Origin of the sequence: Haemophilus sp. C1 (assembly GCF_001276515.1) — a bacterium.
Lineage (GTDB): Bacteria > Pseudomonadota > Gammaproteobacteria > Enterobacterales > Pasteurellaceae > Haemophilus.
The window spans coordinates 23349-44646 of record NZ_LDVZ01000007.1 but is presented as its reverse complement, the minus strand read 5'-3'; the positions used below and the strand labels follow the sequence as shown (position 1 = coordinate 44646).

26 protein-coding genes, 2 tRNA genes and 1 pseudogene are annotated in these 21298 nt (G+C 38.3%); 18 read left to right on the top strand and 11 right to left on the bottom strand.

Going from position 1 to position 21298, the window contains the following annotated elements:
- Positions 1 to 11 precede the first annotated feature (11 nt).
- From nhaB to ABW51_RS10035, 3 genes are all read left to right on the top strand, one after another.
- Positions 12 to 1556 carry a Na(+)/H(+) antiporter NhaB gene (gene nhaB, locus ABW51_RS04265; protein WP_053465707.1) on the top strand — a complete coding sequence of 515 codons (1545 nt, stop codon included), beginning with the start codon at positions 12 to 14 and terminating at the stop codon, positions 1554 to 1556.
- A 14-nt stretch (positions 1557 to 1570) separates the two neighbouring features.
- Complete coding sequence (gene dsbB, locus ABW51_RS04260) at positions 1571 to 2104, top strand: disulfide bond formation protein DsbB (RefSeq protein WP_053465706.1); 534 nt, start codon at positions 1571 to 1573, stop codon at positions 2102 to 2104.
- 444 nt (positions 2105 to 2548) lie between these two features.
- Positions 2549 to 2773: an integrase arm-type DNA-binding domain-containing protein gene (locus ABW51_RS10035; protein ID WP_156262548.1), complete on the top strand. Its 225-nt coding sequence runs from the start codon at positions 2549 to 2551 to the stop codon at positions 2771 to 2773.
- Positions 2774 to 3193: 420 nt separating this feature from the next.
- On the opposite strand, the gene ABW51_RS04250 is transcribed toward ABW51_RS10035, so the two are convergent.
- From ABW51_RS04250 to mutY, 5 genes are all read right to left on the bottom strand, one after another.
- Positions 3194 to 3269: transfer RNA gene (locus ABW51_RS04250), tRNA-Asn, on the bottom strand.
- 2 nt (positions 3270 to 3271) lie between these two features.
- A tRNA-Phe gene (locus ABW51_RS04245) sits at positions 3272 to 3347 on the bottom strand.
- A 235-nt stretch (positions 3348 to 3582) separates the two neighbouring features.
- The gene (mltC, locus tag ABW51_RS04240; protein WP_053465705.1) at positions 3583 to 4656 is read right to left on the bottom strand and encodes a membrane-bound lytic murein transglycosylase MltC; all 1074 of its coding nucleotides are present in this window, start codon (positions 4654 to 4656) and stop codon (positions 3583 to 3585) included.
- A gap of 14 nt (positions 4657 to 4670) precedes the next feature.
- Complete coding sequence (locus ABW51_RS04235; RefSeq protein ID WP_005648477.1) at positions 4671 to 4943, bottom strand: oxidative damage protection protein; 273 nt, start codon at positions 4941 to 4943, stop codon at positions 4671 to 4673.
- The gene (gene mutY / locus ABW51_RS04230) at positions 4921 to 6057 is read right to left on the bottom strand and encodes an A/G-specific adenine glycosylase (RefSeq protein ID WP_053465704.1); all 1137 of its coding nucleotides are present in this window, start codon (positions 6055 to 6057) and stop codon (positions 4921 to 4923) included. The genes ABW51_RS04235 and mutY overlap by 23 nt, the downstream gene beginning before the upstream one ends.
- Positions 6058 to 6233: 176 nt before the next feature.
- Between mutY and rpmE the strand changes: the two genes are divergently transcribed.
- Positions 6234 to 6446, top strand: coding sequence for a 50S ribosomal protein L31 (rpmE, locus tag ABW51_RS04225; protein ID WP_005625828.1), 213 nt, complete (start codon positions 6234 to 6236; stop codon positions 6444 to 6446).
- A 77-nt stretch (positions 6447 to 6523) separates the two neighbouring features.
- Here the strand turns inward: rpmE and ABW51_RS04220 are convergent, their stop codons facing one another.
- Entirely contained in the window at positions 6524 to 7207 is a 684-nt protein-coding gene (locus ABW51_RS04220) for a 2,3-diphosphoglycerate-dependent phosphoglycerate mutase (protein WP_053465703.1), read from the bottom strand.
- Positions 7208 to 7382: 175 nt separating this feature from the next.
- Between ABW51_RS04220 and envC the strand changes: the two genes are divergently transcribed.
- Both envC and ABW51_RS04210 read left to right on the top strand, forming a co-directional pair.
- The gene (gene envC / locus ABW51_RS04215) at positions 7383 to 8612 is read left to right on the top strand and encodes a murein hydrolase activator EnvC (RefSeq protein WP_053465702.1); all 1230 of its coding nucleotides are present in this window, start codon (positions 7383 to 7385) and stop codon (positions 8610 to 8612) included.
- Complete coding sequence (locus ABW51_RS04210) at positions 8612 to 9454, top strand: divergent polysaccharide deacetylase family protein (RefSeq protein WP_053465701.1); 843 nt, start codon at positions 8612 to 8614, stop codon at positions 9452 to 9454. Before envC ends, ABW51_RS04210 begins: the two co-directional genes overlap by 1 nt.
- Before the next feature lie 29 nt (positions 9455 to 9483).
- Here ABW51_RS04210 and murQ read toward each other — a convergent pair whose 3' ends face one another.
- From murQ to ABW51_RS04190, 4 genes and pseudogenes are all read right to left on the bottom strand, one after another.
- Positions 9484 to 10395 carry an N-acetylmuramic acid 6-phosphate etherase gene (gene murQ / locus ABW51_RS04205; RefSeq protein WP_053465700.1) on the bottom strand — a complete coding sequence of 304 codons (912 nt, stop codon included), beginning with the start codon at positions 10393 to 10395 and terminating at the stop codon, positions 9484 to 9486.
- A 9-nt stretch (positions 10396 to 10404) separates the two neighbouring features.
- Positions 10405 to 11550 (bottom strand): anhydro-N-acetylmuramic acid kinase, encoded by a 1146-nt coding sequence (locus ABW51_RS04200; RefSeq protein WP_053465699.1) that lies wholly within the window; start codon positions 11548 to 11550, stop codon positions 10405 to 10407.
- A 678-nt stretch (positions 11551 to 12228) separates the two neighbouring features.
- The gene (locus ABW51_RS04195; protein ID WP_053465698.1) at positions 12229 to 13239 is read right to left on the bottom strand and encodes a phage portal protein; all 1011 of its coding nucleotides are present in this window, start codon (positions 13237 to 13239) and stop codon (positions 12229 to 12231) included.
- Positions 13240 to 13248: 9 nt separating this feature from the next.
- Positions 13249 to 14972, bottom strand: a pseudogene (locus ABW51_RS04190) (terminase large subunit domain-containing protein).
- 164 nt (positions 14973 to 15136) lie between these two features.
- On the opposite strand from ABW51_RS04190, the gene ABW51_RS04185 reads away from it, so the two are divergent.
- The 12 genes from ABW51_RS04185 (at position 15137) to ABW51_RS04135 (ending at position 20924) form a co-directional block, all read left to right on the top strand.
- A complete protein-coding gene (locus ABW51_RS04185; protein ID WP_053465697.1) occupies positions 15137 to 15952 on the top strand; it encodes a GPO family capsid scaffolding protein in 816 nt (271 codons plus the stop codon).
- A 21-nt stretch (positions 15953 to 15973) separates the two neighbouring features.
- Positions 15974 to 17023, top strand: a complete 1050-nt coding sequence (locus ABW51_RS04180) for a phage major capsid protein, P2 family (protein ID WP_053465696.1) — start codon at positions 15974 to 15976, stop codon at positions 17021 to 17023.
- 11 nt (positions 17024 to 17034) lie between these two features.
- The gene (gene gpM / locus ABW51_RS04175; protein WP_053465695.1) at positions 17035 to 17685 is read left to right on the top strand and encodes a phage terminase small subunit; all 651 of its coding nucleotides are present in this window, start codon (positions 17035 to 17037) and stop codon (positions 17683 to 17685) included.
- 124 nt (positions 17686 to 17809) lie between these two features.
- Positions 17810 to 18316, top strand: a complete 507-nt coding sequence (locus ABW51_RS04170) for a head completion/stabilization protein (protein ID WP_005692263.1) — start codon at positions 17810 to 17812, stop codon at positions 18314 to 18316.
- The gene (locus tag ABW51_RS04165) at positions 18316 to 18525 is read left to right on the top strand and encodes a tail protein X (protein WP_005668467.1); all 210 of its coding nucleotides are present in this window, start codon (positions 18316 to 18318) and stop codon (positions 18523 to 18525) included. The genes ABW51_RS04170 and ABW51_RS04165 overlap by 1 nt, the downstream gene beginning before the upstream one ends.
- A 1-nt stretch (position 18526) precedes the next feature.
- On the top strand, positions 18527 to 18748 hold the full coding sequence (locus tag ABW51_RS04160) for a phage holin (RefSeq protein WP_005633803.1): 222 nt from the start codon (positions 18527 to 18529) through the stop codon (positions 18746 to 18748).
- Positions 18741 to 19259 (top strand): lysozyme, encoded by a 519-nt coding sequence (locus tag ABW51_RS04155; RefSeq protein WP_053465694.1) that lies wholly within the window; start codon positions 18741 to 18743, stop codon positions 19257 to 19259. The genes ABW51_RS04160 and ABW51_RS04155 overlap by 8 nt, the downstream gene beginning before the upstream one ends.
- Entirely contained in the window at positions 19244 to 19594 is a 351-nt protein-coding gene (locus ABW51_RS04150) for a chemotaxis protein (protein ID WP_053465693.1), read from the top strand. Before ABW51_RS04155 ends, ABW51_RS04150 begins: the two co-directional genes overlap by 16 nt.
- Entirely contained in the window at positions 19509 to 19772 is a 264-nt protein-coding gene (gene lysC, locus ABW51_RS10325; protein WP_005672206.1) for an Rz1-like lysis system protein LysC, read from the top strand. Before ABW51_RS04150 ends, lysC begins: the two co-directional genes overlap by 86 nt.
- Positions 19769 to 19984: a TraR/DksA family transcriptional regulator gene (locus ABW51_RS04145; RefSeq protein WP_053465692.1), complete on the top strand. Its 216-nt coding sequence runs from the start codon at positions 19769 to 19771 to the stop codon at positions 19982 to 19984. Before lysC ends, ABW51_RS04145 begins: the two co-directional genes overlap by 4 nt.
- Complete coding sequence (locus ABW51_RS04140) at positions 19981 to 20457, top strand: phage tail protein (protein WP_053465691.1); 477 nt, start codon at positions 19981 to 19983, stop codon at positions 20455 to 20457. Before ABW51_RS04145 ends, ABW51_RS04140 begins: the two co-directional genes overlap by 4 nt.
- Positions 20454 to 20924: a phage virion morphogenesis protein gene (locus ABW51_RS04135; protein ID WP_053465690.1), complete on the top strand. Its 471-nt coding sequence runs from the start codon at positions 20454 to 20456 to the stop codon at positions 20922 to 20924. The genes ABW51_RS04140 and ABW51_RS04135 overlap by 4 nt, the downstream gene beginning before the upstream one ends.
- A 10-nt stretch (positions 20925 to 20934) precedes the next feature.
- On the opposite strand, the gene ABW51_RS04130 is transcribed toward ABW51_RS04135, so the two are convergent.
- Positions 20935 to 21246, bottom strand: coding sequence for a hypothetical protein (locus tag ABW51_RS04130; protein WP_053465689.1), 312 nt, complete (start codon positions 21244 to 21246; stop codon positions 20935 to 20937).
- Between the last annotated feature and the right edge of the window lie 52 nt (positions 21247 to 21298).

Sequence of the window (21298 nt, the reverse complement as noted above, 5' to 3'; positions counted from 1 at the left end):
TGGAGTTATCTATGACAAACACACAAGCTTTTATGAAAAACTTTCTTGGGGCGAGTCCAGAATGGTATAAGCTCGCCATTGTGGTTTTTCTTATTATTAATCCTATTATTTTCTTTTTAGTCAGCCCTTTTATTGCGGGTTGGTTACTCGTTGCAGAATTTATTTTTACGCTAGCAATGGCATTAAAATGCTATCCTTTGCAACCAGGTGGCTTACTAGCTATTGAAGCCATTATTATCGGGATGACAAATGTAGAACACGTAAAAACGGAAATTATGGCAAACTTTGAAGTGATCCTGTTACTGATGTTTATGGTGGCAGGTATTTTCTTTATGAAACAATTACTTCTTTACGTATTCACGAAATTACTTGTCAAAATTCGTTCAAAAATTACACTCTCCCTTGCATTCTGCTTTAGTGCAGCTTTTTTATCTGCTTTTCTTGATGCATTAACTGTTGTTGCCGTAATTATTAGCGTAGCAATGGGATTCTATGGTGTTTATCATAAAGTCGCATCGGGTAATAATTTAATTGATGCCGTTGATATTGCTGATGATAGAAAAATTGCGACACAACACCACGAAACCTTGGAAAAATTCCGTTCATTCTTACGTAGTTTGATGATGCACGCTGGCGTCGGTACAGCACTTGGTGGTGTAATGACGATGGTGGGTGAACCACAAAACTTAATCATTGCCGAACAAGCGAAATGGAACTTCATTGAATTTTTCTTCCGTATGTCTCCAGTGACCATTCCAGTATTTATCTGTGGGCTACTCACCTGTTTCTTAGTAGAAAAATTCAAATTATTCGGTTATGGTGAAAAATTACCTGAAGATGTATGGAAAATCTTGTCAGATTTAGACCGCACTAATTCAGAGAAAATGTCTAAACAAGACAAAATTAAATTAGGTGTGCAAGCGTTAATCGCGATTTGGTTAATTCTTGGATTAGCCTTCCATCTCGCGGCGGTAGGCTTAATTGGTTTAAGTATCATCATTTTTGCCACTGCATTCACGGGTGTGACTGACGAACATACTATCGGTAAAGCATTCCAGGAATCCTTACCTTTCACTGCGTTGCTCGTCGTATTTTTTTCAGTCGTTGCGGTAATTATCGATCAAAAACTTTTTTCACCAATTATTCACTTCGTTCTTTCTGCGGAAGAAAATACACAACTTGCCTTATTCTATGTATTTAACGGCTTGCTTTCTTCTATTTCTGATAATGTATTCGTCGCCACGGTTTACATCAATGAAGCCAAAGCTGCACTGACTAATGGAGTAATTGCACCGCACCAATTTGAATTGCTCTCTGTTGCAATCAATACAGGGACAAACTTGCCGTCAGTGGCAACGCCAAATGGGCAAGCAGCATTCTTATTCTTATTGACCTCTTCACTAGCACCATTAATTCGTCTTTCTTACGGAAGAATGGTTTATATGGCTTTACCTTACACGATTGTACTTTCGATCATTGGGTTACTGGCTATTGAATTTATCTTACCAGCTGCTACTATTTGGCTAGCAAACTTAGGTTTAATTTTTCCAATTTAAGTTAAGGAGAAAAAATGCTCGCACTTTTAAAACAATTTTCTGAAAAACGTTCTGCATGGTTTCTGCTGGCATTCTCAAGTTTAGCACTAGAATCTACCGCACTTTACTTCCAATATGGAATGGGACTACAACCTTGTGTACTTTGTGTGTATGAACGTTTAGCTATGATTGGATTATTTATTGCGGGCATTATAGGTTTACTTCAACCTCGCACTTTAATCATTCGATTAATCGCTTTGGCATTAGGCTTATTCAGTGGCATTAAGGGATTATTGGATTCATTCCGTCATCTTGATTTACAAATGAATCCAGCCCCTTGGAAACAATGTGAATTTATTCCAAACTTTCCTGAAACTTTACCGTTTCACCAATGGTTTCCATTTATGTTTAGCCCGACTGGCTCTTGTAATGAAAGTCAATGGTCATTATTCGGTGTGACAATGGTGCAATGGTTGGTATTTATTTTTGCAGTATATGTGATAATTCTTGCCTTATTATTAATAGTGCAAGTAGTCAAAACACGGAAACAAAGAAGAATATTTAATTAAAAAAATCCTGTATAAATAAGATCTTATGATTTCTCGTTAAACCACTATGAGGGCGTAATTTATCCTTACGCTCCTTAAATGAACCTTATATCCTATTTGTAGTTTTTTCAATATGTAATTCTGTATATTTCTCATAAGTAAAAATATCTTCGTAATATCGCTTTATACTTGCCATCTCACCTCTTACACTTCCATGCTTATAAAGATATTTCCCTTTCTCATTTGACATCTTTGAACGTTCATTTAAAAATGCATGATGTTTTTTCTTCCATTCATATATTTTTAGTGGCTTTTTCTAAATATCATCGAATATAGAGTTGAAGATTATTTTGTCTGCCATGTTTCTGAATAGAAGAGCGTAAGCAAAAAGGACAGTTTTTAATCGCAAATTTTAGTAACCAAAACTTATAATGGTTACGAAAACCTTATCCGTGTAATTACAAAATAGCTAGAATAGTAAAACCTTTATCACCGACTGAAATTAAAAACGTCAAACCAAAAGAGAAAGAATATACTCTATCTGATGGTAAGGGTTTATTGCTGCTAATCTTACCTAGCGGTTCTAAAAGCTGGCGATTCAAATACACTAGACTATTCACAGGGAAAAGAACAAAAATAGCCTTAGACGATTATCCAGAATTATCGCGGGGTTTTGTTTTATCTATATAGGATTTATCTCATTTCTCGTCTCATATTCCATCACAATACGATCTCCAGGATTCAATATCAAAAACAGCAAACTATAGGAGATAATACCTGATTATTAGATATAGCAAAGAGTTTTCCTTGAATGCCATCTAAAGGCCTTATTTCATTATTACAAGCTGTACAACATATCAAAGAAATTATCACTTCTATAACAAGATCTAATCCTTATAAAGGTACACAAAGTTCATATGAACGTTTTTCTTTACTGATTCAAAGCATTAATGAAAATACAAAAGAAAGAAGATAAAAAACAAAGGGATGGGAAAAAAGAGAATTAATTCTGATGCTTAATAACTTCCGTTTTAAATGGGGAAATGATTTATGTGCTAGAATAAGAGATAGCAAAAAGCCGCTAAATTTATTTAGCGGCTTTTCTGAATTTGGCTCCTCCTGCGGGACTCGAACCTGCGACATATGGATTAACAGTCCACCGTTCTACCGACTGAACTAAGGAGGAAATGGTGCCTCGAGGCGGAATCGAACCACCGACACGGGGATTTTCAATCCCCTGCTCTACCGACTGAGCTATCGAGGCGTTATCGTTATTGGCTACTGCCTGACAACGGAGCGTATTAAACTATTTTTTCGGGATTCGGTCAACACCTAAATTTAAAAAAATACAAAAAAACGTTGTGTTTGAATAGTTAATCATCAATATGTTTATTAAAACAACGAAATAATAAAATTATTTCAAAATAAACCGCACTTATTATAAAAAATGCTCGATGGTATTTTCCAACGAACATTTTTAATTATCTGAAAAAACCCAACTATCGTCTTACACGGAATTTTTTCTGTGCTTTATCCACTTTCAACAAATAGTTACGAGCTTGTGATGATGGGTGAGCAGTCGTTAGAATGCGATAAACTTGCTCTGGATACATTTGGTTAATTTTGTAAATCGCCATATCCTTATCATTATCAAAAACACGCAATACAGCACCAGCACCACTATTATAAGCAGAAATCATTGCAAAACGTTTTGAGGTTGGATTCGTAATTCCATCTAAATATTGATTTTGCAAAATCCACAAATAAGACACGCCAGCATCAATATTATTCGCAGGATCATATAAATAGCGCGTAGATGGCTGTCCACCTTTGCCTTTCATTGTAAACACATCTCGACCAGCGGTGTGAGGTACTACTTGCATTAAACCAATGGCATTTGCGTAGCTAATCGCATATGGGTTAAAACTTGATTCTGTTTGCATAATACCTAAGATCAAACTTTCATCGATGCCATAACGTTGTGCTGCTTTACGAACCAATGGTAAATATTTCTGTGCACGCACTTCTACGTGATTTGCAATCATTGGAATAGCAACAAATTGCACGGTATGCCCGTTTTGTAATCGACGAGTTTGTAATTTATTTTGAATCAAGTAAGTTGCGAAATTACTTGCGATAACTTGATTAGCAATTTGTTGCCCTTGATGATCCACAACCTGTCCTAAAAGGAATGGGCGAGAGCTAATCGGCACATCTCCAGATGCAAATAAATCAATGCCTTTTGCATCGGCTCCCATTAATAAGGTATGAACAATCGCATTATGTAAACGATTTAGATCTTGCTGGGTTTCAATAACGATATTACCTTCATCAAAACTCACATGACTACGCGTATAAAAAGAATCTGTATATTTCACGTAATCTTTTCGACTAGCCACTAACAATTCATTTACGCCCCAAATGCGGTCAATATTATGCGAGAATTGTCCTGTGAGAATATCTAACCCTTGCGTGTCTTTAGCAAAGGCTTCATCATAGTTAATACCTTGATTCGGTGAGTTACTACAAGCATATAAAAAAGGCAACAATGCCAATAATAAATATTTTTTCATTGTAGGATAGATAACTAATTTGATGGTGGAACATAACCTTCAATATGAACATCTTTACCTTCAAACAAAAAATTTACCATTTCTTGCTCTAACAATTTACGGTGTTCCGCATTCATCATATTGAGTTTTTTTTCATTCACAAGCATCGTTTGTTTCTTAATCCATTCGCCCCAAGCCTGTTTACTTACTGAATCAAAAATACGCTTCCCCAACTCTCCTGGATAAAGTTGAAAATCTAAGCCTTCCGCTTCTTTTTTGAGATATTCACAAAATACTGTTCTTGCCATAATGATTCCTTACAAATTGTATTAAAAGATTTTTCACAGGCTGAGCCAGCCCGATCGATTCAGGATTTTGCGGATCATACCAATATTTGACCGCACTTGATAGGTTTGATTGGTATTCTTTTGAACTTTCCGCCACTTTTCGCCAGTCTAAATTAGCCTGCTCCACGCATAAAGTACTTTCCATTTCAGCATAAATTGGATGAATATCTAAGTGAAAATGGCTGAATGTATGTCGAAAACTCGACCATTCTTGATAATGCGTGACTTTTTCTTGGGCTAAAAAACGAAGCAACGAGGCTTTATCTTCAAATTGTGGAAAACAAAATAATCCGCCCCATAATCCCGAGTTTTCTCGCTGTTCCAAACATACTTTGCCATTTTTCGACAAAATTAAAAAATAGGTAGTTTTTTCTGGCATCGCTTTTTTAGGTTTTTTAGCTGGAAATTTTTCCCAGTTTGCATTTTTATAAGCCAAACAATCTATATTTAACGGACAAAGATCGCATTTGGGCTTAGTTCGCGTGCAAACCATTGCACCAATGTCCATCATTGCTTGATTAAAATCTGCCACACGCGCCGTAGGTGTAACTTGCTCCGTTAATGTCCACAAACGATTTTCTACTTTTTTCTCGCCACTCCATCCCTCAACAGCAAAATAACGCGCCAACACACGTTTCACATTACCATCTAAAATTGGATAAGGCTGATTTAAAACAGAAGATAAAATAGCACCAGCAGTCGAACGTCCCACTCCAGATAATGCCCAAACTTGCTCAAAATTTGTTGGGAAATTTCCATTAAATTCATCCCGCACTTTTTGAGCGGCTTTATGTAAATTACGCGCTCGTGCATAATAGCCCAAGCCCGTCCATAAATGTAACACTTCATCTTGTGAAGCATTGGCAAGTGCGGTGATATTTGGAAATGTTTTGATAAACCGCTCAAAATAAGGGATTACCGTCGCAACTTGTGTTTGCTGTAACATCACTTCAGAAAGCCATACACCATAAAGCGTTTTATTTTGCTGCCAAGGTAAATGCTTGCGCCCAAACTTGTCATACCAAGCTAAAACAGATTTGGCAAATGGCGCATTGATGGAGGATTTTGCTAACATAAAAAGAAAAGTGCGGTTAAAAATTCTGATGATTTTACACGAAAATAGAGCTTGTTTATCTGTGTTTTTTCAGTATAATTCGCAACCTATTTGGTGCCAATTATGGCGTATTATTCACTCACGCGGTGTGGGGAGAAAGTTCCTATAGCGGCGTGGCTTCATTTTGAGGTTTTTCTATGAAACAAGGTATTCATCCAGAATATAAAGAAATTACTGCAACTTGTTCTTGCGGTAATGTGATCAAAACACGTTCAACTTTAGGCAAAGACATCAATCTTGATGTGTGCGGTAACTGCCATCCATTCTATACTGGTAAACAACGTGTTGTTGATACTGGTGGTCGTGTTGAGCGTTTCAACAGCCGTTTCAAAATTCCAAGCACAAAATAATTTGGACTTGTTTAAAAACCCCGCTAATTTGCGGGGTTTTGTTTTATACAGTTAGAACAACAATACGTTGAACTTAATTAAAGATAGTAATGTTCTACGTAATTTAATTTATCATCTAGTTTTAAAACTAAAGGCTGACCTGTTGGAATTTCAAAATCCATAATTTCAGCATCAGAAATACCAATAATATGTTTTGCCAACGCACGGAGTGAGTTACCGTGAGCAACCACTAAAACACGTTTGCCAGAAAGCATTGCTGGTGCGATTTGATCTTCCCAGAATGGAAGTGCACGCTCTAAAGTAATTTTTAAGTTTTCTGCATTCGGCACTACGTCAGATGGAATATTTGCGTAACGACGATCATTGTGTGCAGAATTTGGATCTTGCGGATCTAAATCTGGTGGAGAAATATCATAAGAACGACGCCAAATATGAACTTGTTCGTCACCGTATTGCTCCGCAGTAGCTTTTTTATCTAAACCTTGCAAAGCACCGTAGTGACGCTCATTTAAACGCCAGTTTTTCACTTGCGGAATCCATAATTGGTGGGATTCTTCTAACACGATGTTACAAGTTTTGATTGCTCGAGTTAAAACAGAGGTAAATGCGATGTCAAATTCATAACCTTTGTCTAACAGTTTTTTACCCGCAGCTTTTGCTTCTTCCACACCGCGTTCAGTTAAATTCACATCACGCCAACCCGTGAATAAATTTTTTGCATTCCATTCACTAAAACCGTGACGGATAAATACTAATTCCATAAGAATCTCCTAATGTTTTCAAATAAAAAGAATGCACATTTTATAGCAAAAAATCCTTAGCTTTAAAAGTTAAAAGGAATGATTTCCTGATCTTTAGCAAAAAATAACCATCAAACTTTTTCGCCTTTTCACAAATATGATAAGATTTGCGAGTTTTACAGATTTAGGATGAATTATGTTGCGTTTTGTTAATCAAAAAACATCATTATTGTTAACCGCACTTTTAAGCTGCGGTTTATTAATATTTTCGCCTGTCAGCCAATCTTCCGATCTCAACCAAATTCAAAAACAAATTAAGCAACAAGAATCTAAAATTGAGAAGCAAAAACGTGAGCAAGCTAAGTTGCAAGCGAATTTAAAAAAACACGAGAGTAAAATTAACACTGTTGAGGGAGAACTGCTTGAAACCGAAATAAGTTTAAAGGAAATTCGTAAGCAAATTGCCGATGCAGATAAGCAACTCAAACAATTAGAAAAACAGGAACGTGAGCAAAAAATACGATTAGCTAAACAAATGGATATAATTTACCGTTCAGGCATTAATCCATCGCTGATTGAACGAATGTTTGCTCAAGATCCAACAAAAGCAGAGCGAATGAAAGTTTATTATCAGCATTTAAATCAAGTTCGGATTGAAATGATTGGAGATTTAAAAGCAACGCAAGCACAAATTGTAACGCAAAAAGAAGCGATTCTCGCTCAACAAAAAAACCACCGAAATCAACTTTCCACACAAAAGAAACAACAACAAGCATTGCAAAAAGCACAGCAAGAGCATCAATCTACGCTGAATGAACTCAATAAAAATTTAGCCCTAGATCAAGATAAATTGAATGCTCTAAAAGCAAACGAACAAGCACTTCGTCAAGAAATTCAACGAGCAGAACAAGCCGCGCGCGAACAAGAAAAACGTGAAAGAGAGGCACTTGCTCAACGCCAAAAAGCTGAAGAAAAACGAACATCAAAGCCTTATCAACCAACTGTGCAAGAACGCCAATTACTTAATAGTACAAGCGGTTTAGGGGCGGCAAAAAAACAATATTCCTTACCAGTTTCTGGTTCAATTTTGCATACTTTTGGTTCTATCCAAGCAGGCGAAGTACGTTGGAAAGGTATGGTAATTGGCGCATCGGCAGGCACGCCTGTTAAAGCAATTGCAGCTGGACGCGTCATTTTAGCGGGATATTTAAATGGTTATGGTTATATGGTTATTGTTAAACACGGCGAAACTGATTTAAGTTTATATGGCTTCAATCAAGCGGTATCAGTGAAAGTTGGTCAGCTTGTTTCAGCAGGGCAGGTTATTGCTCAAGTAGGAAATACAGGGGAAATATCACGTTCCGCGCTTTATTTTGGTATTAGCCGTAAAGGAACGCCAGTAAATCCTGCAGGGTGGGTTCGTTGATGAATATTCTGATAAAAAGTGCGGTAAAAAATTTTATCATTTTTTCTACCGCACTTTATGCCTCTTTTTCTTTTGCTCAAAGCAAACTTGCGATTGTAATTGATGATGTAGGCTATCATTCCAAGGAAGATGCGGCTGTTTTTGCAATGCCACGTGAAATATCGGTGGCAATTATTCCTGCCGCACCCTATGCTCGAGTACGTAACCAAGAAGCGAAATCTCAAGGCAGAGATATTTTAATCCATATGCCGATGCAACCAATTAGTGCAATTAAAATCGAAGACGGTGGATTACATTTAGGAATGTCTGCAGCACAAGTAAATGATCGCGTTAATACTGCTAAAAATATTGTGCGTGATGCCATCGGTATGAACAATCATATGGGCAGTGCAGCTACGGCCAATCCCCAATTAATGACTTATTTAATGACCGCACTTCAAGAAAAACATTTATTCTTTTTAGATAGTCGAACAATAGGAAAATCTGTCGCAGGAAAAATAGCAAAAGAACAAGGCGTGCGTTCATTAGATCGCCATATATTTTTAGATGATAGTAACGAATTCGCAGACGTTCAGCGTCAATTTAAAGCAGCAATTCACTATGCAAGGAAACATGGTACCGCGATTGCGATAGGACATCCTCGTCCAAATACCATTGCGGTGTTACAAGCAGGACTTCGTAATTTACCCGAAGATATTCAATTAGTCGGAATGGGAAATTTATGGCGAAATGAAAAAGTTATTCCGCCCAAGCTATTTATTTTATTATTCAGCGAAATGCCTGCGCCAACTTCTATAGAACCTTTTGAACCTGTAGGATTACTACGTGGAGTTCCAAAATAAAAAACTGATATTTAAATTAGTTTTTTATCTTATTTAACAAGCGCATTTCTCAATTTACCTTGATGTCTTTCTAACAATACTTTCGCTTCTGATTTTGATAAATTGCTTAAAATCATCATAATCGCCAATTTGGCGTTTTGATCTGCTTCGAGTAATGTCTGTTCGGCTAATGTTTTATTGCAATCCGTTGCTTGCATTACGATACGCACGGCGCGTGCTTTAAGTTTCTCGTTACTGGCTTGAACGTCCACCATCAAATTCTCGTAACATTTACCCAGTAAAATCATACTTGCCGTAGTCAGCATATTCAGCACCATTTTTTGTGCGGTACCAGATTTTAATCGGCTAGAACCTGTTAAAACTTCAGCACCTACAAGGGTTTCAATGGCAATATCTGCTATCTCAGCCATCACAGATTTTGGATTACTCGCAATAGAAATTGTCAAAGCACCAAGCGATTTTGCATACTGAAGACCAGCAATAACATAAGGTGTGCGACCACTTGCGGCAATACCAACTAATACATCATTTTTTGAAAAATTTATACTTTGTAGATCCTCAAGTACAGCTTTTGTATTGTCTTCTGCCCCTTCTACGGGATGACGGATAGCATGTTCGCCCCCCGCAATAATACCTTTGACCATTTCTGAAGATACACCAAATGTAGGAGGACATTCTGACGCATCCAATACGCCGAGACGACCACTGGTGCCTGCACCAATATAAATTAAACGCCCGCCTTGTTGAAAAGCCTGCACAATTTGCTCTACTGCCAACGAAATCTGCGGTAAACAACGTTCAATCGCAAATGGCACGAGTTTATCTTCTTCATTCATTAATCGAACAATTTCTAAAGCACTTTGACGATCAATATCAACTGAATTCGGATTTCTTTGTTCCGTAATTAACGTGGATAAACTTTTTAATATAATGTCATTCATATTTTGACCTTAGTCTTTAGGAAAAATAGCCCCCAAACTAACCGCACTTTTTGCGCCAGTTACACTAGGCAGGTTTGCTGGTAAATTGTTCATTCGACAATAAGCCAACCAAGCAAAAGCAGCGGCTTCTACATAATCAATATCAAAACCTTGCTCTGTCGTTGTACCAACCTGCCAATCGAGTAAATTATCATGCAACCCACGCATAATTAGGCTATTCTTGGCGCCGCCGCCACATACAAGTAAACGTTTTGGTAAATTTGTTTGGAGCTGATTTAGTGCATTAACAATGCTTGTTACCGTCAATTCAACAAGAGTCGCTTGCACATCTTCTGGGGATAATGTTATTTTAGATGAAAGAGCGGTAAGTTTTTCTGATGTTTTCTCTACTTTGCCAATTAACCAATCAAGATTAAATAACTCTCTCCCTGTACTTTTTGGGGCTGGTAAAGAGAAAAAAGGTTCATTTAATAATTCATCAAGCAGAACTTGATTCACTTTGCCTTTTGAAGCCCACTCACCATTTTTGTCATAGCGAAGGCCTTGGTGTTTTTCTATCCATTGATCTAATAATGTATTACCTGGACCTGTATCAAAGCCAATTACAGGTTGATTAGGAAACAATATAGAAACATTACTAATCCCACCAATATTTAAAACAACTGTAGCAAAATTAGCATTTGAGAATACAGCTTTATGGAAAGCGGGTACAAGAGGAGCCCCCTGTCCGCCTAACGCCATATCTTTACGACGAAAATCACCAATAACCGATATTCCTGTTTTAGCTGCCAATAAATTCATATCGCCTAGTTGCATTGTGAAAGGAAATGCAGAAGTAGGAGCAGGAGAATGCCATACTGTCTGTCCATGACAACCAACAGCTTCAATTTGGCTTGGAATAAGATTATATTTTTGTAGAAAAGTATTTACACAATCACAATACAGTAAAGCAAGCTCATGATCGAGTTCGCCTAAATTTTGTAGAGCTGTTTCACCAGTTTGAATGAGTTTGGTTAATTTCTGACGTAAATTTTCTGGCATAGGAAAAAAATCAGATAAGATAAGTCGAGGCTCTAGAGAAAAATCAACAAGAGCAACATCCACTCCATCTAGACTAGTTCCAGACATCATGCCAAGATAATATTGAGGTTTCATACTAATTATTTTTATATTTAAAATTTGATAATTATATATCTAATTCAAAAAGAAAAATAAAAAGAATTATTAAATAATATGCAAAGGGTATAAGTATAAAAATATTTTATGATTAATTGAAAGGAATATTTTAATGGCAGGGGCGGAGAGGCTCGAACTCCCAACACCCGGTTTTGGAGTTATGCAAACTGTGAACAGTTGGTAGCCATTAAGAAAATAAATAACAAATAATTCAATCAGTTATCCAATCAATCAAAACTGTAACACTTTTAATATACCATAAAAAAAATCGCACTCCACGCCACACTAACGACACATCTAGACACATAACTTTTTTTGCTTACCAAAAGATCTGATTTTTCACTTTTCTGCGTTTGTTTGCGTTAAAAGATCTGAAATAAAGGATCCGAAAGGCGCTATTACTGAAAAGGCTTTGTAAAGGATCTAAAATTGCGTTGAAATCGACATCTTTAGTGTGCGAGCGTGGCGAGGGTTTGACTGCGATTTTTCATGCGTACAATTGGGCGAAAAATCGGGCTGAAATAAGGATTTAAGATTTGTCATATTGATTGATTTGATATAATATACTGGGGCGGTACTAATACTATATAGGACAAAAACAGCTCTTTGAGCAATAAAAAACCCGCATTTCTGCGGGCTGTTTATTTTTGAAAGGATCTAATTTAGCAATTTGTAATCAGAGAACGTGATCACTTCTTCCCCTACCCAACTATTAATCTCTTTCAATCGTTCTTGCAATGGGATTATCTCATTAATAAAAAACACTCGCGTTGCCTTTTCAACGTCACCAAATCCGCCAGTATTGTTAGGTACAATCCCCATTAATTGAGGTGGCACACGGTGTGCGGCTAACACATCATCACGGCTTGCGTTCTTAATGTTTAGGAAGTCATCTTTAGCAATAGCATCAGACAACGGAATAACTTGCATCCCGTCTTTCTTTCCGTTTGGAATATACACAAATAAATTTTTAAAGTTGCCAGTGCCTTTCGTTTGTCTGATTTGCGTTTTGATTGCTTCAATATCGTCTTGGTTCTGTGTTGGGTCAGTCATATAAATGATTGACCCAGCATGCGCGCCATTCAAATAATATTTACGGCGGAACAATGTGGCACTTTCATTTAAAAAAGCAGATTGTAACGCTGCCAAATATTCTGGCACGCCATAAATCTCTTGATTCACATCGGGATTAATCAAGTTAAAGACAGAACCTTTTTTAAATTCATATTCATCAAATCCATTCACAATCTGATAAAACACACCTGTTTCAACACCGATACGCATATATTTAGCAAGAGGGGATTTGAGTGATACGACTTTACCAAACGAATTTACAGTTTTCTCAACATAAGCATTGCCAAAGACCAAGTAATCTTGCACCAGTTTTTCTAATTGGGTACGAGGTAAAAGTGCGGTGGTTTTGCATGTTGAAAGTAAAATATTTTTCTTCACGGTAATCGCACTATTATGATGTGCTGAGGCATTTAAGGCTTTAGCCAAGTAACTTAAATTAATTGGCGGATTGTAATATTTTTCATACATCACCACGCTTTCGAAATAATTCAGTACTTCTGCACGGTCAATTACTGGAATAGGCTCTCCAAAGCTGAACGCCTGTGCTTGATTCCCCGTAGAAAGTGCGGTTGATTTTTTTGATTTTTTGCTCATTTGGTAATCCTATTCAAAGGTAAATATTGTTGATTTGTTGCTTGATACATCGCCGTGGCTTGCATCTTCCGAACGGTCCGAAACATAAGTAATTTTCCCTGTGCCAGTAATGCGTTTTTTCACCGTCATAAAACTACTCACGATGTCATTGTCTCCACTATCAAATTTAAGGCGACGTTTCTGAATTAAGTTTTGTGTTTTTAACACCATTTCATTTTTAAGATCAGCGTTATACTCTAGGCCCTGCGCCATTGGATAAAATTTTTTCACTTCCTGATAAACGCCCGATCCCATCCCCGTTTTATCAATCACGATGCGAGTCACGTTGTAATCATCGCAAAACTGCTTAATGCGACTTGCTTGAGTTTCGTAATCCATACCGTGAAAAGTTTGTTTATGTAAAACGCGATAATCGCCCCCTTCCACTTTCGGCGGTGCAACAATCCCTAAGGCTGCACGATCGCCAGTAAAAGCAGGGTCATAACCTAACCACACTTCACGATTGCCGAATGGGCGTTGATAAAATGGCTTGTAATCATGCCATTCTTCCAAGCTATCCACCTGGCAAAGTTGCAGATCGCCAAATTTAAATGCTGACGTGTTATCATCAGCGAATTGACATAGATATAATTGTTCAAATTCAGCTTTACTGTTTTCTGCAATCAAATTATTAATGTCGAAAAGAGTACAGCCCCCCTCCATCGCATCATAAATACTCACAATTTGTTTCCATTGGCTATCTGCACAAAATTTCCCGTTTTTTAAATTTTCATGAGAAATATCAATTTCAACTTTTTCTGATTTTGGGCGATCTCGATTGAAAGCTTTGCCAGAAAAAAAGCATAAGCCGAATGGGCAATTGTAGAAGGCGTAGAAAAGTAAGTTTGGCGATACATTTTTTGAGACGCCATAGCAGATGCCACTTTACGAATCTCTTCAAATTTAGTAACCCAGAAAATTTCATCAAAATATAAATTGCCGTGGTAGGATTGAGCTGTAGCAGAATTCGTTCCCAAAAAAATCAATTCCGCACCATTTGGTAAGCGAATGGTTTCGCCCTTTAAATCTACATCTGCCGTCCGCTTAGCATAGTTCACAATGTACGAACGAAACTGTAAGGCTTGTTTTTTACTGGCAGATAAGAAAATCTGATTGTTACCAGTAGTCAAAGCATCAACAAAGGCTTCCTGAGCAAAATAATACGTCGCCCCGATTTGTCGGCTTTTTAAAATATTTCTGATTCGGTGTTCTTTCGCCTTGTGCCAAATTCGCTGATAATTAAACATCCCATCAAGAAAGCCATTAATCAGCAATTCTTCTTGTTCCTGATCAATGGCATTGGGTTCGGTTTTCTTCCGGTCGCCCTTGTTGCGGTTCGCCAGTTTCGGGTTTAAATCTACTTCGTTACCATCACCAAAAGAATATTTTTTCACTCTCGCCATCCGTTCCATTTGGCGACCAAGCAAATCAATTTCTTTGTAATCTGAACCGCTCTTTTCTTCTTTCGCAATCAGCAAATTTAATCTTGTCTCAAGTGCTAATTCCACCCGACCGACAGGCGCAATATCGTCCCACTTTTCTCTGTCTTTCCAACTGGCTATCGTTGATGCAGGAATATTTAACTGGCGTGAAATTTCAGCGATTTTATAACCACTGAAATACATCTGCTGTGCTTTACGTTTGATTTCCGCCGTCACTTCGGGGGAAGGTTGATTAATAACTTGTTCGTCCATTCCTAATCCTTTCTATTTACAACCGCATAATAGAAAGGGGGCGAATGTTAGTCTTTCCGCTTGCTCTGTGAATCGACATACAACAAAAGCAACTCATAGACCACCAAAATTAAACCTTTCAGAATAGCGATAATCATTGAATCAAACCAAACAAAGGATAAGCAATGGCAAAAACTTCAAAATGGTTTGTAGTCGCAACAGAAGGTGCAACTACTGACGGTCGCTCAATCAATCGTACTTGGATTGAACAAATGGCGGCAAATTATGATCCAAAAAAATACGGTGCACGCATTAACCTAGAACATATCAAATTACGTTGGTATGAAAGCGATGAACCTCACGCTAAATGTTATGGGGATGTTTTAGCCTTAAAAACAGAAGAAACCGAAGAAGGTAAATTGCAGTTATTAGCTAAAATCGATCCAACAGACGATTTAATCAAACTGAATAAAGAGCGTCAAAAAATCTACACCTCTATTGAGTGTGATCCGAATTTTGCTGACACTGGCGAGGCTTACTTAGTTGGTTTAGCTGTAACTGATAATCCAGCAAGCCTTGGCACCGAAATGTTGGTCTTTTCTGCTGGCGCAAGTGCGAATCCACTTAATAACCGCAAAGAAAAATCAGAAAACCTTTTCACTGCTGCTATTGAAACTGAATTGGAATTTGTGGAAGAAACACAAAGCATCTTTGAAAAAATTAAAGGATTATTTGCGAAAAAAGAAAAATCAGACGATGAACGCTTTGCTGATCAAACACAAGCCATTGAGCTTTTAGCGGAACAAACCAAAGAAACCTTGGAAAAATTAACCGCACTTTCTGACGATTTAGCCAAACAACAAGCCGAAATCGAAGAAATGAAAGCAGGTAATGCGGAAATCCAAGCAACCTTTGCAGAACTCAAAAAGCCGGTTGAACCCGAAAATCCTCGCCCTTTAGTTTACGGTGAACAACCTGAAACTGATGGCCGCTTCTTTTAATTTATCTTAGGAAAAAACCAAATGAATAAATTTACCAAACAAAAATTTAATGCTTATGTAGCTGGTGTTGCACAAGATAACGGCGAAGATGTTGCTTTTATCGCAAATGGCGGTCAGTTTACCGTTGAGCCAACTATTCAACAAAAATTAGAAAATGCTGTGCTTGAAAGTTCTGATTTCTTGAAACGCATCAATGTCGTCATGGTGCAAGAAATGAAAGGTTCCGCATTGCGTTTAGGCGTGCTTTCTCCTGTGGCAAGCCGCACCGACACTAACACTAAAGCACGTGAAACCACAGACATTCACAGCTTGCAAGAAAACACCTATTCTTGCGAACAAACCAACTTTGACACGCATTTAAATTATGCAACCTTAGACAGTTGGGCAAAATTCCCTGATTTCGCTGCACGCATTGGCAAACTCAAAGCAGAACGCATTGCATTAGACCGTATCATGATCGGTTGGAATGGCACAAGTGCAGCCGCAACCACAAACCGCACTGAACATCCATTATTGCAAGATGTGAATAAGGGTTGGTTAGTCCAAATCGAAGATAAAGCCAAAGCCCGTGTATTAAAAGAAATTGAAAAAAGCAGTGGCAAAATCGAAATCGGTGCAGGTAAAACCTATAAAAACCTTAATGCCCTTGTTTTTGCATTAAAAGAAGATTTCATCCCAGCACAATATCGTGACGACACTAAACTGGTTGCAATTATGGGTAGCGACTTATTAGCCGATAAATATTTCCCATTAATCAACCAAGAAAAACCAAGTGAAATTTTGGCAGGCGATACCGTCATTAGCCAAAAACGTGTGGGCGGGTTACAAGCCGTATCTGTTCCATTCTTCCCGAAAGGCACAGTGTTAGTCACATCGCTAGACAACTTGTCAATCTACGTGCAGGAAGGCAAAGTGCGCCGTCACTTAAAAGATGTGCCTGAACGCAATCGTGTGGAAGATTATTTATCGTCAAACGAAGCCTATGTTGTGGAAAACTACGAGGCAGTCGCCATGGCGAAAAATATCACCATTCTTGAGGCACCTGCGCCTATTTCGCCTGTGGCCGCATAACGGAATCAATAATGCGCCCAACCAAACGCCATTTTCTGGAAGTTTCTGCCGCTATTGCTAATGCGGCAGAAACCGAAGATCTAAGCGATTTTACGGAATATGAAAAAATGTGCCGTATTCTTGCGAGACATCGAAAGGATTTGAAAAACATCCAATCAACGGAACGCAAAGGCGCATTTAAAAAGCAAATTTTGCCTGACTATCTACCATGGATTGAAGGGGCGTTATCGGTCGGAAGTGGCAAACAAGATAATGTCTTAATGACATGGTGCGTGTGGGCGATTGACTGTGGCGAATATCATCTCGCCTTACAGATTGCCGATTATGCCGTATTTCATGATTTACGCTTACCCGAGCCATTTACCCGAACACTTGGCACCTTGTTGGCAGAAGAATTTGCCGACCAAGCCAAAGCCGCACAAGCCGCCAATAAACCGTTCGAAGTGGCTTACTTAGAGCAAGTTCAACGCATCACCGCTGATTGCGATATGCCCGATGAAAGCCGTGCGCGATTATTGCGTGAATTGGGCTTGTTATTGGTTGAAAAGAACCCTGAACAAGCACTGGCATATTTAGAACGTGCTTTGGGTTTAGATCAGAAAATTGGCGTGAAAGGCGATATTAAAAAATTACGTAAGCAATTAAACAAAGCCGATGAATAATCGGTTTTGGTAAAGAGCAAACCACGCAGCCGTCGGGCGGATTAAAAGTGCGGTCAAATTCTGACGGATTTATTGGCCGTGCTTAATTTAATCCTCACCCGACTTTTTTTATAAGGGTAAATCAATGAGCGACGGCGCAATATCAGTCAAACTTGCCCCTGATTATGAAATGGGCGAAGTGCAGCAACAGTTAAATGATTACGATACGTCAGATGACATTATCAGTAATGACGGTTTCTTCCCCGATATGTCACTTTCCCAATTTCGCAATCAATATCGTGCAGACGGCACCATTACCACACAACGTTTACAAGATGCCTTAATTGAAGGAATGGCGAGCGTCAATGCGGAACTCTCCACGTTTAAAACACAAAGCAAACGCGACAGTTTAGAACAGATCACTGCCCCATCAATCAATGGCGAAAGCGTGCTGATTTATCGTTATAAACGTGCGGTAAGTTGCTTGGCACTGGCAAATCTCTATGAACGCTATGCAAGCTACGACAGCACCAACGATGGCGAAAAGAAAATGGCGCAACTCAAAGACAGCATAGATGAATTACGCCGTGATGCTCGCTTTGCGATTAGCGACATATTGGGCAGAAAACGCGTCGATGCGGAGTTAATCTAATGCAAGTTTACGCACAACAAAATGACAATTTAGATGCCATCCTTTATCGCCATTTTGGACGAAGTGAAGGCTTGCTCGAAATAACATGCGAACTCAATCCGCATTTAATGGATAAGCCCATTATTCCCATTGGCACTCCTGTCATATTGCCAGATGCCGATACAGAAAAAATCAGTGTAGCAAATGACACAATTCAACTTTGGAGCTGATATGCACGACACACCATCAAAAGCATCTTACATATCAGGAATATTCGCCTTTTTGATTGGACGCATTGCCGATATGTTCTCAAATGTAAATTGGGCTGATGTCGCATCGGTTACAGGTATTGTGATTGGTGTCGCCACCTTTCTTGTGAATTGGTATTACAAGAAAAAAGATTTTGAATTAAAAGAAAAAGAACTCGAACAACGGATCCATCATCATGATTAAACGTTCTGCCAAATACATCTGCGCCATATCTGCCGTTGTTGGACTGGTGATTGCCACTCATGGGAATGAAATTCGAACATCAGAAAAAGGCTTGTTACTGATTGGCAATGCCGAGGGTTGCATGAAACAGCCCTATCAATGCCCTGCTGATGTTTTAACAGTCGGCATAGGCATAACCGATGCCGTTGAAAAAATCGACCGAAATAAAATTTACACCTTACAAGAAATTGCCGAGTTATACGTAAAGGGCATTAAACAATCAGAAAAATGCGTTAATCAATATGCCAACGGGCAAACCATGCCACAAGGCGCATTTGATGCCTTAGTGTCCATCACCTTTAACGTAGGATGTGGCAAATTAAAAAATAGCTCACTTTTTAAAATGGCACGCCAAGGCTACAACAAAGCTATGTGCAGTCAGTTTGAGCGTTGGATTTACGCAGCAGGAAAACCGCTAAAAGGATTAATTGAACGCCGTCAAAAGGAGAAAAACCTATGTTTAATTTCTTAACCGCCAAAGAACGAGGCATTTTACTTATCGGGCCAATACTGCTTGTACTCCTCATTATTTTTCTGGGATTTGAGGCTAATTATTGGCGAAAAGAAATGCTCAAAGAAGAACAGCTAAAACTAAAATGGCAAAACTCTTACATTGAGTTAAATCATAGCGTTCAAAATTTTGCCGAACAGCAAGCACAGCTTATCCAAGCCGTAAACAACCTCAAAGCAAACCAAAATCAACAAACACAGGATTTAAAAAATGTACTTAAATCAAACCAAGATTGGGCTGACCGCCCTTTGCCTGATGATGTTAAACGCGTGCTCAACTCAGCAGGAAGTCATTAAATCACCGATTCTTTGCCCGCAAACCACGGAGTGCAGCGCGTATTCGCCACAAATTCGCACCAATGGCGAATTAGCTGAAGCCTATTTACAGACACAGCACCACCTTGATTTATGCATCATTGAAAACTCGAGTTTAAAAAAATGCATGGATGAATTTAATAAAAAGGAACAGCCATGACAGATCAATTCGACCGAGCACAACAGCTTGAAGAAATGCAACGTGAAATCGCCCTGAAAAAACACCGCACTTTTAAAGCAGTAAGCCGCCTTTATTGTGAAGATTGTGATGCCCCCATCCCAGAAAAACGCAGACAAATGATTCAAGGTGTAACACGTTGCTTGACTTGCCAACAAAGATTCGAAATGCAACAACGGAATTTTCGAAAATGAAAAAGCCCAACCAACTGCGCAAAATACTTGAACAAAGCCATCCCGATTTTGTAAAAAATCCCGACCATCTACAACTTTATGTGGACGGTGGGCAAATCGTCGCAACAGGTGCCGCATCATTTAGTTTTGAATATCGTTATACACTCAATGTTGTAGTGACTGATTATGCAGGCGATATTGCCACCTTGATTGTGCCAATGATGGCTTATCTCCGCACAAATCAACCTGAAATATTAGAAAATCCACAAATTCGAGAGAACGCATTTAAATTCCAGGTGGATTACAACAATAACAACACCGCAGATATTAGTTTCGAAATCCAACTCACTGAACGTGTTGTGTCGAAAAAAGACGGTAATAACGTGCAGATCCATTACGCAAAAGAACCAGTATGGGACGAACCAACCCGAGTAAAAGTCTATTTGGAAAACTGGGAATCATTAATTTTTGAGGGTGATATACAGAAAATATGAGTGATGATGTTCAGAAAATTAAAGTCGCTTTGGCTGCCTTATTAAATAATATCAGTAAACCTCGCAGACGATTACTTTATCAACAAATAGGTCGAGAACTTGCAAGAAATCAACGCCGAAGAATCAAAGCCCAACAAAATCCTGACGGTTCACCTTATGAACCTCGTAAACCAAGAAAACAATTTGGCAAAAAGAAAGGGCGAATTAAACGCCAATTAATGTTTAGAAAATTGGTCACGCCAGCCCACATGAAATTACGTTACCAAGAAGAAGGAATTTCACTCGGTTTTTATGGTGGAGATGCTGCGATTGCTGCAGTGCATCAATATGGCTTACATTCTAGCCCATCTAAATATAAAGATTTCAAGGTGCTATATGCCCAGCGTGAATTACTGGGCTTTACAGAAGAAGATATTGAAATGATTGAAAGATTTGTGCTTAGAGCTATAGCGGGTAAAGAATTTTAATTAGATTAATTTACAATTTATGCTCTTTAGCAATACGTTTACGTTCAATTTCTGCTTTGATTTGTTCGGTATCTCCACCAAAAAACCAAGCAACAGTAAAGAAAATAACGATTGCAGCCAAAAGCCAAAATAGCCAACTATTTAAATAAATAAGAGGTGCAAGCAAAACAAGCATTATTGCTAACGTGATATACCAGAAATTAATCGCTAAAGATAATGCGCCAACAAAAATATAACTAAATGCGGCTAATACTGCAGTACCAAATGCAATAAGTAAACCAACAATAATTGGCAAACCAATGAGCAAAACAAAAATTTCCATCGTTCTCTCCCTGTTAAGTTTGTTCATTATTTGTTCCTCATTCCTAAAATGT

What these genes read in the sequence shown, in the direction of transcription:
- nhaB (WP_053465707.1), top strand. Translation starts at nt 12, where the DNA reads ATGACAAACACACAAGCTTTTATGAAAAACTTTCTTGGGGCGAGTCCA.
- dsbB (WP_053465706.1), top strand. Translation starts at nt 1,571, where the DNA reads ATGCTCGCACTTTTAAAACAATTTTCTGAAAAACGTTCTGCATGGTTT.
- mltC (WP_053465705.1), bottom strand. Translation starts at nt 4,656, where the DNA reads ATGAAAAAATATTTATTATTGGCATTGTTGCCTTTTTTATATGCTTGT.
- ABW51_RS04235 (WP_005648477.1), bottom strand. Translation starts at nt 4,943, where the DNA reads ATGGCAAGAACAGTATTTTGTGAATATCTCAAAAAAGAAGCGGAAGGC.
- mutY (WP_053465704.1), bottom strand. Translation starts at nt 6,057, where the DNA reads ATGTTAGCAAAATCCTCCATCAATGCGCCATTTGCCAAATCTGTTTTA.
- rpmE (WP_005625828.1), top strand. Translation starts at nt 6,234, where the DNA reads ATGAAACAAGGTATTCATCCAGAATATAAAGAAATTACTGCAACTTGT.
- ABW51_RS04220 (WP_053465703.1), bottom strand. Translation starts at nt 7,207, where the DNA reads ATGGAATTAGTATTTATCCGTCACGGTTTTAGTGAATGGAATGCAAAA.
- envC (WP_053465702.1), top strand. Translation starts at nt 7,383, where the DNA reads ATGTTGCGTTTTGTTAATCAAAAAACATCATTATTGTTAACCGCACTT.
- ABW51_RS04210 (WP_053465701.1), top strand. Translation starts at nt 8,612, where the DNA reads ATGAATATTCTGATAAAAAGTGCGGTAAAAAATTTTATCATTTTTTCT.
- murQ (WP_053465700.1), bottom strand. Translation starts at nt 10,395, where the DNA reads ATGAATGACATTATATTAAAAAGTTTATCCACGTTAATTACGGAACAA.
- ABW51_RS04200 (WP_053465699.1), bottom strand. Translation starts at nt 11,550, where the DNA reads ATGAAACCTCAATATTATCTTGGCATGATGTCTGGAACTAGTCTAGAT.
- ABW51_RS04195 (WP_053465698.1), bottom strand. Translation starts at nt 13,239, where the DNA reads ATGAGCAAAAAATCAAAAAAATCAACCGCACTTTCTACGGGGAATCAA.
- ABW51_RS04185 (WP_053465697.1), top strand. Translation starts at nt 15,137, where the DNA reads ATGGCAAAAACTTCAAAATGGTTTGTAGTCGCAACAGAAGGTGCAACT.
- ABW51_RS04180 (WP_053465696.1), top strand. Translation starts at nt 15,974, where the DNA reads ATGAATAAATTTACCAAACAAAAATTTAATGCTTATGTAGCTGGTGTT.
- gpM (WP_053465695.1), top strand. Translation starts at nt 17,035, where the DNA reads ATGCGCCCAACCAAACGCCATTTTCTGGAAGTTTCTGCCGCTATTGCT.
- ABW51_RS04170 (WP_005692263.1), top strand. Translation starts at nt 17,810, where the DNA reads ATGAGCGACGGCGCAATATCAGTCAAACTTGCCCCTGATTATGAAATG.
- ABW51_RS04165 (WP_005668467.1), top strand. Translation starts at nt 18,316, where the DNA reads ATGCAAGTTTACGCACAACAAAATGACAATTTAGATGCCATCCTTTAT.
- ABW51_RS04160 (WP_005633803.1), top strand. Translation starts at nt 18,527, where the DNA reads ATGCACGACACACCATCAAAAGCATCTTACATATCAGGAATATTCGCC.
- ABW51_RS04155 (WP_053465694.1), top strand. Translation starts at nt 18,741, where the DNA reads ATGATTAAACGTTCTGCCAAATACATCTGCGCCATATCTGCCGTTGTT.
- ABW51_RS04150 (WP_053465693.1), top strand. Translation starts at nt 19,244, where the DNA reads ATGTTTAATTTCTTAACCGCCAAAGAACGAGGCATTTTACTTATCGGG.
- lysC (WP_005672206.1), top strand. Translation starts at nt 19,509, where the DNA reads ATGTACTTAAATCAAACCAAGATTGGGCTGACCGCCCTTTGCCTGATG.
- ABW51_RS04145 (WP_053465692.1), top strand. Translation starts at nt 19,769, where the DNA reads ATGACAGATCAATTCGACCGAGCACAACAGCTTGAAGAAATGCAACGT.
- ABW51_RS04140 (WP_053465691.1), top strand. Translation starts at nt 19,981, where the DNA reads ATGAAAAAGCCCAACCAACTGCGCAAAATACTTGAACAAAGCCATCCC.
- ABW51_RS04135 (WP_053465690.1), top strand. Translation starts at nt 20,454, where the DNA reads ATGAGTGATGATGTTCAGAAAATTAAAGTCGCTTTGGCTGCCTTATTA.
- ABW51_RS04130 (WP_053465689.1), bottom strand. Translation starts at nt 21,246, where the DNA reads ATGGAAATTTTTGTTTTGCTCATTGGTTTGCCAATTATTGTTGGTTTA.